This window comes from Ruegeria sp. CDSB086, assembly GCF_059611065.1.
Map to the genome: position 1 here is coordinate 240,078 of NZ_JBXWOV010000007.1, position 14,906 is coordinate 254,983.

Sequence of the window (14,906 nt, forward strand, 5' to 3'; positions counted from 1 at the left end):
CTTCAAGCCAATCTCTGTGGTAGAGGCCAGTTTGCGCGAGGTTTAATGATGGCTGAAAAATAGGCACTCTTTGAGCGTTCTATTCTGGCTGTCCAAAGTGCGTAAGCGCCGTAGGCTATTGCCTTCGACATGCCCGTGAAACTTATGGAATCTGACCATCTTGTACAGGTCAGATCCAGGCACGGGTAAGGAAGGTCACAAAAAGTCCAAAATCACTTGTTTGCGCATAGCAACTCACTGGCTTTTTCACCGATCATGATTGCTGGAGCATTAGTGTTGCCGCTGACGATTTCCGGCATGATTGAACAGTCGGCAACGCGCAGATTTTCGATTCCTTTGACCTTCAGGTTTGGATCCACAACAGAGCTTTCCGAGGTACCCATCGCGCAGGTTCCTGTCGGGTGATAGATCGAGACGGAATTCGAGCGCGCCCAATCCAAAGTGCCTTCGTAGTCATCGCGGGACAGATCAGAGGTTGGTCGGAACTCTTCTGAAATCTTAGAAGCCAGTGGATTATGCCGGGCGATGTCCCGCGCGATGTTCACGCCGTCGACGATCGTTCTGCAATCAGTTTCCGTCGACAAATAGTTTGGAATGATCTTGACGTAACTGGCCGGATCGGGGCCATCCAGACGCAGTTCTCCGCGGCTTTCCGGCCTCAGCTGACAGACGGACATTGTGAAGGCAGAAAACGGGTGCACGCCCTCTCCGGGGCTGTCGGCAGACCAGGGTTGAACGTGGAATTGAATGTCAGGAGTCTGAACTTCGGGGCGGGTTTTCAGAAATCCGGTGGCCAGGCTGGCCGCCATTGTCATAGGTCCGGCCCGGAATAGCGCGTATTTCAGCGCGATCCGTGCCTGATTGAACAGGCTGCGCACTTCATCATTCAGCGTTGGCTCGTTGCATTTGAAGACCAGGCGTGCCTGCAAGTGATCCTGCAGCCCTTTGCCGACGCCGGGCAGCGAATGAACGGGTTCAATGCCGTTAGCCTTCAAGTGATCCGAGTCTCCGATGCCTGACAACATCAAAATCTGAGGTGAGTTGATGGCACCACCGGACAAGATGATTTCGCGGCGCACTTTGATCGACTTCACTTCACCCGATCGGTCGCGATAAAGAAGCCCGGTTGCTTTTTTGCCGTCCAGTTTGACCTTGGTTACCAATGCACGGGTGATGATGTTCAGGTTCGGCCTGTTCCTGATCGGTTTGAGGTATGCAACGGCCGCACTGCAACGACGACCATTCCGAGTGGTCAGCTGAAAGTAGCCAACGCCTTCCTGATCGGCCCCGTTGTAGTCAGGATTAAACGGGTAACCCGCCTCTTGGGCGGCGGCTACCCAGGCGTCACAGATCGGTCGCTGAATGCGCATGTTGGACACCGACAGCGGGCCGCCTGTACCATGAAATGCGTCTTCGCCGCGCTCTTGATCCTCGCTGCGTTTGAACAGAGGCAAGACGTCATCCCAACCCCAGCCGACGTTACCCATCTGACGCCAGCGGTCGTAGTCCTCTTTCTGACCACGAACATACAAAAGCCCGTTCAACGAGGAAGATCCGCCAAGGACCTTTCCGCGCGGCCAATCAATCGAACGTCCATTCAAACCTGGATCTGGTTCAGTGCGGTAACACCAATCCAATGAGGGGTTATGCATGGTTTTGAAGTATCCAACCGGTATGTGAATCCACGGGTTGGTGTCAGGTCCGCCAGCTTCCAACAATGCCACTGTTGTGCTGGGGTCAGCGCTTAGCCGATTGGCAATGACGCAGCCCGAAGAGCCTGCTCCGACGACTACATAATCCACCTCCATGACGGTCTCCTCCCAAGGTAACTGAAAAAAACACTATGCAAATTGCCGGAACTATACTAGCATTTTTTGATACAAAACGTCTCAATAATTGCGATCAGGGAGGTAAGCAATGGAGATCGGTAAGAAACTAAGCGGTGTCTCACGGCGGGATTTTTTTCGTGTGGCCGGGCGTTATGGCATGAGCTCAACGCTGCTGGCAGCGGGTGGCTTTGGCGGCGCGATGAGTTTGGCCAATTTGGCGCAAGCCGCAGAATCAACTTATGAAAAACGGTTTTCGAAAGAACCTAAACACACGCTGAAATTCGGTGCATCAGGTTTCAATACGCGCAACCTGCTGATCGAACGGGCAGGGGCCATCGAATTCGCCCGAGATCTGGAAGAACGCACTGACGGTGAGATTCGGATCGAGTTCATTGGCGACAACCAGATCTGCGGACAACTGAGCTGTGTTGAGAAGACTCAGCAGGGAATCGTCGACATCTATGCGGCGTCGACCCAGAACTCTGCGGGCGGTGCGCCATATCTGAACGTGCTGGACTATGCCTATATGTTCCCCAGCAGGGCGGCGCAGTATCATTTCTTCTACAGCCCCGACAGCCAGCGTATTCTGCGAGACCCCCTCGAAAAGCGCCACGGGCTGAAATTCCTGTTCACCCACTGTGAACTGCGCGGCCTGCAAATGGGCTCGACCTTCTCTGACAAGCCAACTGTCACCAAACTGGAAGAACTGTTCGGGACAAAGAACCGTGTGACAGGGACACAGCTTGGCCGGATCGCCATGCAGCTACTGAACCTGAACCCGGTGCCGGTGGCATGGGAAGAAACCCTGGACGCGCTCAAGACGGGCCTGATTGATGGGGCGGAAACTTGGGCATCAGCCGTTGCCTACGCAAACATGGCTCCGGTCGTCTCGCAATCCGTCAATCTCAAATTCTTCTGCGGTACTGAACATACGTCAATGTCGGCCAAAGTGTTTGACGGTCTTGGCGGTGAACTTCAGGACGCAGTAATGGAATCGTCCTATTTCACGCAGGCCCTTATTCAGGGTGCAAACGAAGCTGCACTGCTGAACACGGTTGGTTTCTCGGAACCACAGCTGCCCAACACCATCTTTGCGGAAAACGGTGTACGTGCAGCATTCCTGCCGGACGATCAGATCAAACTGGCCGAGGAAATGTGTGCGCCGAACTTTAATCCTGAACCCTGGGCGCAGTGGCGCGAGCGGCTGAACAAATGGGCCGGTGGTATCGACACCTATCAGGAAATCTACGACATCGCGCGGCAGATCCCAGCAGACACACTGCCCGAAAACGTTGAGCCCCGCCGTTGGTGGAAAGGCGCGGCCTGATCTAACATTTCGAACCGGCCCCTCGGGGCCGGTTTCTCTAAACACCGACTGGGAGGACGGGGTTCATGTCACTATGGGCAGATATCGGGGCAATTTTCAGCGCCTTGCTCACTCGCGATTCATTCGAAATCCAATCCGCATTGGAATCTGACGCCGCCTGGGTTGTCGGTACTGTTGCCGCCGCGCTCGGCGGTTTTCTTGTAATGCTGATCTATCGCAAAGTGCCCTTTGTTGAACGCCACTTCGAACGGTCGATCATGGTTTATTCCTACCTTGCCATTGCGCTGATCATCTTCTGGGGTGTTATTGACCGCTTTGTTTTTAACGACCAGGAACCTTGGTCCACCACCATTCCTCCGCTTCTGTTCATGATAATGGCCTGGTTTGGTGCGTCCTATAATGTCCGCCTGCGCACGCATCTTAGCTTCAGCGAGTTTCGCACCGCGATGCCGCGCGGCGGTCAACTGGCCTGTCTGTTTCTGGATGCCATTTTGTGGTTCATCTTTGCGGTCATCGTGATCGTGACCACAACACGCCTCGTTGCGCTGTCAGCCTCGAACTTTCAGATCGTGCTTGGGACAGACAACATCATGCAGTGGTGGTTTCTGTTGGCCGCGCCTGTGTCCTTCTTTTTGATGGTCGGTCGCGTGTTTCAAAACCTTGCTGACGATCTGCACAATTGGAAAACCGGAGAGCCGCTGATCAAGCAGGCCGTGATAGGGGCAGATTGATGACAGACGGAACTTTAGTTACACTTATTTCGCTGGGCGTGACGTTTCTGTTCATGTTGGGCGTGCCGGTGCTGCTGGTCATCGGATACTGGGTGATCGGATGCTCATTCGTTCTGGGGCTGACACTCGACAATATGGGTGCAGAGCTACTGAACGTGTTCAACAAAGGCTTCGCCTTGTTGGCGATGCCGCTGTTCATCCTGACCGGCGACCTGATCAACAAATCGGGGATCGCGCGGCGGTTGAGTGATTTTGCCTATTCCTGTTTAGGCTGGATACGCGGCGGGCTGGCTATGGCATCGCTTGGGGCGTGTGGATTGTTTGCCGCGATTTCCGGGTCGAACTCTGCAACGACCGCAACCATCGGTTCAATGCTGCACCCTGAGATGGTCAAAGGCGGCTATGACGAACGCTTTAGCGCGGCCACGGCCGCGGCGGGCGGTACGGTTGGGATCATCATTCCTCCATCCATCATCTTCATCGTCTACGGGTTCTTGATGAACCTGCCCATTTCCGAGCTGTTCGTCGCCGGTATCATACCTGGTGCGCTTATGGTTTTTGGTATGCAATTCGCATGCTGGATCATCTGTCGGATTAATGGGTGGGGGCACCTGATTCCGCTGCAACTGAACCGGATTCTCAAAACGGCATTTGGTGCGTGGCTCGGCTTTTTCGCCATCGGCCTCGTGCTATGGGGCATCTATACCGGCAAGTTCTCACCGACCGAGGCGGCGGGTGTAACCGTTGGTTTCTGTGTCATCGCGGGCTTGGTCAGCTATCCGATCAACCGGATCATGGGCGCGCGGGATAATATTTCGCCCACAGACAAAAGCTTTGCCGAAATGCTGGTTGTCGAAGGCTTCACAATCCCTGAGATCCCCTCGATCGTGATCCGCTCGGCTCAGATCACGGGTATCCTTGCGCCGCTGATTGCGATCTCGGTGGTCATGCAGCAAATTCTGTCGCTGCTTGGAGCACAACAAACGATCGGAGATTTCGTGACCTCAATGGGTGGGTATTACGCGGTTCTGTTCACATCGATGGTCATCGTCTTTTTCTCAGGCATGGTTCTGGAAAGCTTGCCGGTGACGATTATCCTAGCACCGATCCTAGCACCGATTGCTGCGTCCGTAGGGGTCGACCCGATCCATTTTTCGGTGATTTTCCTTGTAGGTGCCTCGATTGGGTTCATCACGCCACCATATGGTCTGAACCTCTATGTTGCGTCAGGTGTGACAGGTGTGCCGTACTTCCGGCTGCTGCGCTATACGGTGCCTTACCTTGTGGCGTTGCTGTCTGTGTGGATTTTGGTCTCTCTGGTGCCTGATCTGGCCTTGATCTTGTTGCCAAACAACTAGAGTTTAGCGGGATGGCAAACGCAGACACGCGAGAGAAAGAATCCCAAATCCCGACGAACCTGCGTTTGCTGTTGATCCTTGAAGAGGTTGCAAAGCGTGGGGTCGCAGTCAAACCGTCAGACCTGATTGAATCATTGGGTTTGGCGAAACCGACAGTACATCGTCTGCTTCTAACGGCTGAGGCCGAAGGGTTCCTACAACGTGATCTGGATGGACGATCCTATGGTCCCGGGCCACGATTGCGGCAGCTTTCGGTTAACACGGTCTCGTCGGAGCACCTTCGGACAGCCCGCCTTGCGATCCTGCGGGGCATCGCTGATGAAATTGGCGAGACCTGCAACCTCGCCATCCCGGATCGGGAGGGAATGATATATCTGGACCGGGTGGAAACGGAATGGCCCCTGAGGATTCAATTGCCGATTGGCACCCAGGTTCCGTTTCATTGCACGGCCAGCGGCAAGATGTACTTGTCCACGCTTCGTGAGAACACGTTGGACGGGTTTCTTTCCGCTCGAAAGCTGAACGCGAACACTAAGAAAACAATAACTGACCCAGAAGCTCTGCGCGCCGAAATCATGAACATCGCGCAAAGAGGGTATTCAACGGACGACGAAGAATTCATGCCGGGGATGACCGCCGTAGCTGTGCCTGTTCTGGATGAGCACGAAAGGCTTGTGGCTACGTTGTCTGTTCACGCGCCAACCCAGCGTCACGAATTGGACAGTTTGATGCAGTTCCTTTCGCTGTTGCAGTTTGGAGCGACCAAAATATCGGGATTGCTGGCCTCATAGAAAAGCGTTAGGGCTTAGTCTTTCTGTGGGTCCCAATCTTTACTGATTGTTGTTCTGTTCGTCCCACCTTTGGTTTGAGTAATCAGACGTCCACGCCCACCCCGTTGGTCACCAATTCTCGGGTTGGATCAGAGTAGTTTCTTGGAAGCTGCTTTAGCGCATGACCCTTGGGGCAGATGCATTGAACGTTCTTAGCATCTCATTCGACGTCGGCTCGGGTTCATGTTCCGTCGTTGTGCCCGGAATTGTAGAAAACTGGTATGTGCGGAGTGTTCTGGTGCTTATTCCCAATATTCGCCGAGCTGACATCCGAATGCCGTCTAGCGCGGGGACTTTGCCGTTGAAGCTTCTACCTGTATTCCAAAAATATCAGAGCTGATCACGCACGAACACAACCCGTTTGGACGAAGACGTTTTGGTTCACTTAAAGATGCCTTCCAGCCAAGCTTCAAAACGCTGTTTGGCCACTGCATCCGCTTTTGCGTTTTGCCCCGCAATCAAGTAGTGGCTCTGTTCTATTGGAACTGCTTCACCAACTATGGCGACCTTTCTTCCGGTCTCAATGGCGGTTTTGGCAAACCTCTCGATAACGATCGCATTGCCGCCACCTGCGGCCACGATGTCCACCGCCGCAATGGTCGTGTCGACCACTAAGGTCGATGCGTACTGGGTTTGTTGAACCCCGGTTGCGGTAAAATACCGTTCCCACATTTGTTGGAATCCCAGAATGTGAATGAGCGGCTGTTGTTGCAGATCTTCGGTGGAAGGGGCTTTTCCCCCAGATATCTTGGTGGAAATACGGACGATCCGTTCAGTGGATATTTTCCGAGCTGGGATATCAGTCCACTCACCGCTGCCTACCCGCAACTCGACATCGACATTTTCGCGACCTGCGGATTCAGCCCAAATGTTCGAAACCAGCTTTATGGTAATATCGGGATGCACACGTAAGAACTCGGGCAGCCTGTGAGCAAGAAACAAGGTCGCCGTGGATATTGGTGCACGCACGACCAGCTCGTGCGTCTGGTTTGATCCGAACAGGCTGATCGTTGACAGATCGATGTCTCTTAGGGCTTGCCGCACAGAAAAAGCGTATGCCTGGCCAACTTCGGTCAGGCTTAGGTTGCGTGCGGCACGATAGAACAAAGGGCAACCAAGTTGCGCTTCCAGCGAGCGGACATGCAGACTGAGTGCCGATTGCGTGATACCCAGCTCTGCCGCCGCGGCAGTAAAGCTCAGATGCCGCGCGGCGCATTCAAAGGACCGAAGCCAGATAGGGTTAGGAGATTGAGGCATTCGTAGCACCAAAAATTTTCGCTGATACTTGCCGGTTTTATTCGTTTTACACAATGCCATCAACGTTTGTACTTTTTGCGAAGTAACATCTTTGCCGATCATCCGGCGGGAAAGGAAACAGGGAACCACGCGCATGAAAGTTGGATTTATTGGTCTTGGAAATGTCGGCGGGAAACTCAGCGGTAGTTTGCTGCGGAACGGCATTGATCTAACGGTGCATGACCTCAACACCGAACTTGTGGATGATTTCGTTTCGCGCGGGGCAACCCGGGGGGAGAGCCCGGCCCAACTGATGCGTGATTGCGATGCTGTTATCACTTGTCTGCCATCGCCCGCTGCCTCGGATGCCGTCATGCAACAGATGCTGTCCGAGGTGAAGCCGGGCAAAATCTGGATGGAGATGTCCACCACTGACGAAGCCGAGGTCAAACGCTTGGGCGCAATGGTGATGGAGGCAGGAGGCGCAGCCGTGGATTGCCCGGTTTCGGGCGGATGCCATCGCGCTGCGACGGGTAATATCTCGATCTTTGCGGGCTGCGACCGTGCCACGTTTGACCGCATCGCGCCTTTCCTGAAAACCATGGGTCGCCGCATTCTGCACACTGGTGATCTGGGCTCGGCTTCGGTTTTGAAAGTGGTGACGAACTATCTGGCCACGGCCAATCTTGTCACTTGCTGCGAGGCGCTTGTCACCGCCAAGGCGGCCGGTATGGACCTCAACACGACCTATGAGGCGATGAAGATTAGCTCCGGCACGTCATTCGTACATGAAACCGAAAGTCAGGTGATCCTGAACGGTAGCCGGGACATTTCTTTCACCATGGATCTGGTCAAAAAGGATGCCGGTCTGTTCCAGCAGGTGGCTGACCGTCACAATGTGCCGCTGGAAATCTCGCCTATGCTGGTTCAGATCTTTGAGGATGGCATCGAACGCTATGGCGAGCGTTGTTTTTCGCCCAACATCATCAAACGTCTGGAAGAGGCCACCGGTCTGGACATTCTCGCCCCCGGTTTCCCGCCGGAAATGACGGATGATGAGCCGGAAGAACCCGGTTACGAGGTGATCCCGCAAGGCTCTGAACGCAAAGCCGCTGAATAAAAAAGGACAGCGGTTTTGAAACGGATCTATACTTTTGGTGGGCATCCGGCGACGCGTAACTTGACGGTGGCGGATATCAAGGCAGGCAAGGGCAGGCGTAAATTCGTGCAGACGACCGCCGTGAGCCGCACCGAGGCTGCTGCGGCTCAGGCCGCGGGCATTGATCATCTATCAATCGTCGATCACGATCTGGCCGAAGTACGCGCCGGTGCGCCTGACACGTTCACCACTGCCGCGTTGATGGCCGGCGATTATGAGACCCACCAGGACATCCTGCGTGCCGGTATACGTGCGGCAACCGCCGGGGCAGACGCGGTTTACACATTGCGCAGTCTCAAAGCCGTGGAACTGCTGGCCGTTCAGGGTCATCTGGGCCTGGTGCCCCGCCTGTCCACCCAGATCGGCGGATTGCGTGCCTATGGGCGCACCGCTGATGAAGCAATACAACTGGCCGAGGATCTGCGACGGTTGGAAGACGCTGGTGCTTATGCAGTCGAGTTGGAATGTGTCGCCGACGAGGCGATTGCAGAGATCAGCCCGCGTACCGGACTGATCACCCACTCAATCGGTTCTGGCGGGGCTGCCGATGTGATCTTCCTTTTCCAGGAAGACGCTTGCGGCGACACTCCAAACCCTCCGCGACATGCCAAAGCCTTTGCCGATATGGCAGGTGCCCGTACAAAACTGGAGGCCGAAAGGATGAAGGGTTTGACCGCCTATCGTACCGCGGTTCTGGACGGTAGTTATCCCGACACTGCGACGAGCATCGGCATGAAGCCCGGTGAGCATGAAAAACTACGTGAAGCGCTGGACAAGCGCCGCCCGTTTCACGAGTAGGCCCCACGATGACTTGCCGTCCGTCACGGAAATACCCGTATGAGCCGCCTCCGGCCTCATCCTGATCAAAAAAGGTACATTTGCTCAGGAAAGGACACCCCGTGACGACTGCAGATACGAACGCTCGGAAAACAGCTCATACCTCCGAAGATCCCGCCCCCATGAGCCGCGAATGGCACTGGCACCCGGAACTTCCGGTAAAGCACGCCCCCTATTGGCACTGGCCACCCAAATTCGGCGTCATGGGGAAATGGGCCTGGCAGAACTGGCTGCAATTTTCGGATCGTTCGATCTATCTTGCGCTGGCTTTTCTGGTGGCGTTCTGGTTGCAGCCCGTCGGATCCGATCAGGCCATTTTTGCCATTGGCTGGATGTCATGGGTGTTCATTCGCAACTGGGTGTTGCTATTGGTCGTCGCCGGTGGGCTGCATATGTGGTTTTACGGTGTCGACGGGCAAGGTAAGTTGCTGAAATACGACCCCCGACCGTACATGAAGCGCAAGAATGCGCTGTATAAATTCGGCTATCAGACCTGGGACAACATCTACTACTCGATGGTCTTTGGTGCGACCATCTTGTCGATATTTGAATGCTTCCTGCGCTGGATGTACGCTAACAATTATATCGGCACGCTTAGCTTTGTTGCGCATCCTGTGTGGTTCATTCTGCTATTCCCGATATTGGCGCTTTGGCAAAGCTTTCACTTTTATGCCGTTCATCTATTTCTGCATCAGCCGTTCATATACAGGAACGTACACGCCGTGCACCACCGCAACGTCAACACCGGCCCCTGGTCCGGCATGTCGATGCATCCGGTCGAATCCTTCGGGTATCTCAGTGCTATTCTGATCGTGCTGATCTTACCCAGCCATCCCGTTCACATGATTTTCCCCGGCTACTGGCTGATGCTGGGCGCAGCGTCGTCTCACTCTGGATACGAAGCGATTTGGGCGCGCGATCGTCAGGCTTTGCTGATAGGTGCATTTTTCCACCAGCTTCATCATCGCTATTACGAGTGCAATTATGGCAATGCCGAAATGCCCTGGGATAAGTGGTTCGGAACATATCATGATGGTTCCGAGGACGCCACAAAGCGTACTCGGAACCGCAAGCGTGAAATGCACGCTCGCGGCAGATAACCAAAGCTCCAAATACTGAAGTTCGTTTGCAATGCGTTGGTCGGATTGGGCTAACTTTCGGGAACTTCCGTCGGGAAGACTTCGCTAAAATAGGACTAAAAAAATTGTCCCTATTCAAAGAGATAGAAGCGTTTTGCCGTGCCGTGGAACACATCGTCCTGGTTTGATGCCGGGACGAGTTCCTGGTGCCTGGAAACAACTTCTTTGTAAGTTGAACTGAGGCTGTCGACCGGAAAATTCGACCCGAACATGCAACGGTCGGCACCAAACTGTGACAGGCAGGTGGCAACGATTCGTGAGACGCTTTCGGCACTCCAGTTATGATCAAACATTCCGAGGCCGGAGAGTTTGCAACAGACTTGCGGGAGGGTTGATAACGTTTTTAACCCGTCCGCCCATCTCTGCAAGCCTTGTGCGGTTCGGTCGTGGGGGGACCCTGCATGGCAAAGAGCAATCCGGGTTTCTGAGGCCTGCGACAACACATCTGCGGTCATTTCCATTAACTCAGGCAGCAGTTGAAGATCGAAGGATAGCCCGCGTGAGCCCAGTTGTTTCAGACCAGCCAAGAACTTTGGATCTTCAAGCAGCGTGTTTGTGCCGGTGATTGCATCCTCGCCCGGAGCGCGGCCGATGATCTGACGAACGCCGCGTACAGACGGCAGGGTTTGGAGGCGGTCGAGTTGCTTGTCCAGATCATCAGCGGTCAAATCGCAGAAGGCCACTTGCACCAAGGGCCAGTCCGGGAACTGGTCCGCCACTGATTGCACCCATTGCGCTTCGGCCCAGGGGTCGGCCGCGCCCACCTGAATATGTACCGAAGCGCCGAAACACTCGGCTTCGGCGTCTGCGCGAAATTCCGGCAGCAAATAGTTTCGTTGGATGGGGGAGGGATCGCCAAAGAAACGAGCGACGCCCTTTTCCATGAGCCAGGGATAGGTCACGGCAGACAGGTCCCACAGGTGGTGATGCGCATCTATCCTCATGGCGTTTCGACCTCTGTGGTTCGGGCCAGAATGTCGACGCCTTGCCCATTCCAGAAGTGCAGCAAGTCGATGAAGACCCAGTTTTCCGCCAGTTTGTCACCCGCGCGGCGATAGATATCGATCACCCTGAATTCGCCGGGTTTACCAGTTGCGGGCATACCCATGAACCCGCCGGACGGAGTGGCCGTGAAATTGGGCCAGCCAAAGAACCCGCCATAATGCCCCTCGGCCATGCGGCAGACATGATTGGTTTTAGATCGGTCTGAGAAGGCGGCCCGGAACGGTCCAGAGTGTTGTTTTGCATAGCGTTCTATCGTGTAGGTCGCGCCGATCCCTTCGGGTCCCCACCAGATCATGTCTTGATGCCAGGTTTGGGCCAATTCATCCTCAAGCGACAACCCACTGTCCCATTGGCCGAGATCTGAGATCATCGCGTTGATGACCGCCAGGGTCTTTTCGCCTTCTTCAGCGGGTTGTGTGTTCAGCAGTAGGCCGTCATGGGTTCTTGGGCCGGGTTGCACCAAATGCGCCGCTGTTTGTGGAGGGAACGGATTCTGCCCGGCTTGCACCATCAGGTGCGGTATGTCGAAATACATCGCTGTTTCGACAATCCTGTCACCGGCGACCTTGTAGAACGCGCAATAGGGCAGGAATGCCAGCTTGCCAGTTGGGCGAATGCCCAGCCACGGACGGTCGAACAGCCCCATCAAATGCCCCATAGATACGACCCAAACGTGGGCCTCGTCCCGCAGCGAGTTTTGCCCCGCAAACAGGATATCTACACGGTTCTGCTGGCGGGTTAGGCTGCTCTTTAGTGGTTGCCAGAACTGCCGGGCAACCTGTTCGGCGCCATTGATTTCGTTGAATGGGTGAAAGCCGCGCCACTTCAGATCCGGGGCGCAGTATTGGCTCATTGCCTTCGGGATTTCTTGTTCTGTCGCGGAATCTAACGCGGTGTGAAACGCAGAGACGAGTTTTTTTTCTGTCTGAAAGGTCACGGTATTTGCCATTGTGATCAAAGTTTTACGAGAGGCACGAAGCCGGGTTGAGTCGGGTATTTGCGTCAGTTTTGCATACGTATGCAAAAAAGTCTTGCCTGAATTGACGTATGCGAATTACAGTTTTGCAAACGTATGCAAAATGATTCCTTGCAGGGGGCACCATGGCGGAAATTCAATTGCGGAACGTCGGCAAGCGATGGGGCTCATTCGTTGGGGTTCACAATTTCGACCTGACCATTGCTGATCGCGAGTTTCTGGTATTGCTCGGCCCCTCGGGCTGCGGCAAGACAACGACGATGCGCATGATCGCAGGTCTTGAGGACGTGACCGAGGGCGAAATCCTGGTCGACGGCAATGTAATCAACGATCTGGAGCCGAAGGACCGCGACGTTGCGATGGTGTTCCAGAGCTACGCGCTTTATCCCAACATGAACGTCTACGAGAACATCCGCTTTCCGCTGAAGGTGCGCGGCATCGACCCGTCGACCCACGACGAAAAGGTACGCCGCGCCAGCGCGATGGTCGAGCTGGACGATTTTCTGCATCGCAAACCCGCCGAGCTCTCAGGTGGTCAGCGACAGCGTGTGGCACTCGCCCGTGCCATTGTACGCGAACCAAATGTGTTCCTGATGGACGAACCGCTGTCGAATCTTGACGCCAAACTGCGGGTCTCCACCCGGGCGCAGATCAAGAACCTCAGTCACGAGCTGGCGGTGACGACGATCTATGTGACCCATGACCAGATCGAAGCGATGACACTGGCCGACCGCGTTGTGGTGATGAAACAGGGCGTGGTGCAGCAGGTTGGCAGCCCCACGGAAATCTATGACATGCCGGCAAACACGTTTGTGGCCAGCTTCATTGGTTCACCCGCGATGAATTTAATGGATGGCGACGTTTCAGGTGGAATGTTCCGTGCCGAACACGTCGAAATCCCAGTGGATGCCTCAGACGGTCCTATGACGCTGGGCTTCCGCGCCGAGGATGCCAGCCTTGCCGAAGGGCAGGGCCAGATCACAGCGCCGATCTACACGCTGGAATTGCTGGGCGACGCGACCATGATCTCGGTCCGGGTCGGCGGTGCTCTGGTATCGGTTAAAGCCGATAAAGCCTACCGCGCCGAGATTGGCGAGACAGTCTCGTTCTCGGTGCCGAAAGAAATCTGTCACCTCTTTGAAGCTGAAAGCGGTGCGCGGATTGGGGAACACCCCCACAAACAGCCCAAACGGGCTTAACACCGGTCCGGACGTCGACGACGGACCGATCCTGACAGGGAGAAACGCATGAAACTCAAGACGATCCTAATGGCAGGTGCCATGTCCATCGCTGCCACCGGCGCATGGTCGGAATGCGCCTTCGAAAACGACGTGCCACTAAAGTCGCTGTCCGCCGGGTTTGAAGCCTGGAAAGCGGTCACCGATGCGATGGCGGAATGCGGCAACTTCAGTGCTTCGCTGGACCAGGAATTCCGTGAAAAGCAACCCGAAGCCTTTGCGGCTGATCCCGCACTTTATCAGATCGGCGGTGTATCGAACGCAACACTGGTCCCCTTGCTGAACGCGGGCACGATCCGCCCTCTGGACGATCTGGTTGAAAAATATGGCCAGGATTTGCTGCCCAACCAGTTGATCAAGGTGGACGGACAAACCATGGCCATCGCGATGATGGTGAATGCGCAGCACCTGATGTATCGCGACGATGTTCTGGCTGAACTGGGCATCGAAGAGCCGAAGACTTATGGCGATGTTCTTTCCGCAGCTGCCAAGATCAAGGAAGCCGGCGTCATGGACTATCCCATTGGTGGGACGTTCAAGACCGGTTGGAACCTTGGTCAGGAGTTCGTCAACATGTATTTGGGCGAGGGCGGTTCGTTCTTTGGTGACGGCAACATGCCTGCAATCAATAACGAGCAAGGCGTAGCAGCGCTTGAGACATTGAAGGCCATGACCGAGTATATGGACCCGGAATACCTGGTCTCTGACTCGACCTATGTGCAGCAGCAGTTCCAGCAGGGCAAGATCGCGATGGCGAACCTGTGGGCCAGCCGTGCCGCTGCGATGAACGATGAGGCCGAAAGCCAGGTCGTTGGCAAAGTGACCATGGCCGCGGCTCCAATGGGATCGGCGGTTCCGGCGACCACAATCTGGTGGGACGGTATTGTTCTGGCTTCGAACATGAGCGACGAAGAAGCGGATGCTGCCTTCCGCGTCGCACTTGAGGGCATGGACACCGATACGGTCAGTGCGAACAACGATGTCGCAGTATGGCTGAGCACGGCCTATTCGGCAGGTCCTTTGGCTGCAGGTGCTGCAGCGTCTGCTGAAGGCGGTGCCAAGGCTTACCCGGCTTCCGGTCCTATGGGCATCATGCACACCTCGTTGGGTAACGGGCTGGCCGACTACCTGACCGGTGCCAAAGACGCGCAGACGACTCTGGCCGATATCGAGGCAGACTACGTCACTGCCGCGAAAGAAGCGGGTCTGATCAGCAACTGATCCTCCCTTGGGAGGGCTAT

The 14,906-nt window shown here is 55.2% G+C and carries 13 protein-coding genes and 1 pseudogene; 9 read left to right on the top strand and 5 right to left on the bottom strand.

Going from position 1 to position 14,906, the window contains the following annotated elements:
• Nucleotides 1–212 precede the first annotated feature (212 nt).
• Nucleotides 213–1,808 carry a GMC family oxidoreductase gene (locus tag AC2FIO_RS16225; protein WP_496698901.1) on the bottom strand — a complete coding sequence of 532 codons (1,596 nt, stop codon included), beginning with the start codon at nt 1,806–1,808 and terminating at the stop codon, nt 213–215.
• Between the two features lie 109 nt (nt 1,809–1,917).
• Here AC2FIO_RS16225 and AC2FIO_RS16230 point away from each other — a divergent pair, with 109 nt between their 5' ends.
• From AC2FIO_RS16230 to AC2FIO_RS16245, 4 genes are all read left to right on the top strand, one after another.
• Nucleotides 1,918–3,156, top strand: a complete 1,239-nt coding sequence (locus AC2FIO_RS16230) for a TRAP transporter substrate-binding protein (RefSeq protein WP_058273422.1) — start codon at nt 1,918–1,920, stop codon at nt 3,154–3,156.
• 65 nt (nt 3,157–3,221) lie between these two features.
• Nucleotides 3,222–3,887, top strand: a complete 666-nt coding sequence (locus AC2FIO_RS16235) for a TRAP transporter small permease (RefSeq protein WP_058276699.1) — start codon at nt 3,222–3,224, stop codon at nt 3,885–3,887.
• Nucleotides 3,887–5,245: a TRAP transporter large permease gene (locus tag AC2FIO_RS16240; RefSeq protein WP_058276698.1), complete on the top strand. Its 1,359-nt coding sequence runs from the start codon at nt 3,887–3,889 to the stop codon at nt 5,243–5,245. The genes AC2FIO_RS16235 and AC2FIO_RS16240 overlap by 1 nt, the downstream gene beginning before the upstream one ends.
• Before the next feature lie 11 nt (nt 5,246–5,256).
• A complete protein-coding gene (locus AC2FIO_RS16245) occupies nt 5,257–6,036 on the top strand; it encodes an IclR family transcriptional regulator (protein ID WP_496698905.1) in 780 nt (259 codons plus the stop codon).
• A gap of 100 nt (nt 6,037–6,136) precedes the next feature.
• On the opposite strand, the pseudogene AC2FIO_RS16250 reads toward AC2FIO_RS16245, so the two are convergent.
• Nucleotides 6,137–6,304 (bottom strand): annotated as a pseudogene (locus tag AC2FIO_RS16250) (IS5/IS1182 family transposase); the annotation flags it as partial.
• A 152-nt stretch (nt 6,305–6,456) separates the two neighbouring features.
• Nucleotides 6,457–7,434, bottom strand: coding sequence for a LysR family transcriptional regulator (locus AC2FIO_RS16255; protein ID WP_496698907.1), 978 nt, complete (start codon nt 7,432–7,434; stop codon nt 6,457–6,459).
• On the opposite strand from AC2FIO_RS16255, the gene AC2FIO_RS16260 reads away from it, so the two are divergent.
• From AC2FIO_RS16260 to AC2FIO_RS16270, 3 genes are all read left to right on the top strand, one after another.
• On the top strand, nt 7,433–8,431 hold the full coding sequence (locus AC2FIO_RS16260) for an NAD(P)-dependent oxidoreductase (RefSeq protein WP_496698983.1): 999 nt from the start codon (nt 7,433–7,435) through the stop codon (nt 8,429–8,431). The two genes, AC2FIO_RS16255 and AC2FIO_RS16260, sit on opposite strands and share 2 nt — an antisense overlap.
• 15 nt (nt 8,432–8,446) lie before the next feature.
• On the top strand, nt 8,447–9,268 hold the full coding sequence (locus AC2FIO_RS16265) for a 3-methyl-2-oxobutanoate hydroxymethyltransferase (protein ID WP_496698909.1): 822 nt from the start codon (nt 8,447–8,449) through the stop codon (nt 9,266–9,268).
• Nucleotides 9,269–9,429: 161 nt separating this feature from the next.
• The gene (locus AC2FIO_RS16270) at nt 9,430–10,407 is read left to right on the top strand and encodes a sterol desaturase family protein (protein WP_496698911.1); all 978 of its coding nucleotides are present in this window, start codon (nt 9,430–9,432) and stop codon (nt 10,405–10,407) included.
• Between the two features lie 110 nt (nt 10,408–10,517).
• Here AC2FIO_RS16270 and AC2FIO_RS16275 read toward each other — a convergent pair whose 3' ends face one another.
• Both AC2FIO_RS16275 and AC2FIO_RS16280 read right to left on the bottom strand, forming a co-directional pair.
• On the bottom strand, nt 10,518–11,390 hold the full coding sequence (locus AC2FIO_RS16275) for an amidohydrolase family protein (protein WP_496698913.1): 873 nt from the start codon (nt 11,388–11,390) through the stop codon (nt 10,518–10,520).
• Entirely contained in the window at nt 11,387–12,400 is a 1,014-nt protein-coding gene (locus tag AC2FIO_RS16280) for a nuclear transport factor 2 family protein (RefSeq protein WP_496698915.1), read from the bottom strand. Before AC2FIO_RS16280 ends, AC2FIO_RS16275 begins: the two co-directional genes overlap by 4 nt.
• 152 nt (nt 12,401–12,552) lie before the next feature.
• On the opposite strand from AC2FIO_RS16280, the gene AC2FIO_RS16285 reads away from it, so the two are divergent.
• The gene (locus tag AC2FIO_RS16285; RefSeq protein WP_282120203.1) at nt 12,553–13,626 is read left to right on the top strand and encodes an ABC transporter ATP-binding protein; all 1,074 of its coding nucleotides are present in this window, start codon (nt 12,553–12,555) and stop codon (nt 13,624–13,626) included.
• A gap of 48 nt (nt 13,627–13,674) precedes the next feature.
• Entirely contained in the window at nt 13,675–14,886 is a 1,212-nt protein-coding gene (locus tag AC2FIO_RS16290; RefSeq protein ID WP_496698917.1) for an ABC transporter substrate-binding protein, read from the top strand.
• Nucleotides 14,887–14,906: the final 20 nt, after the last annotated feature.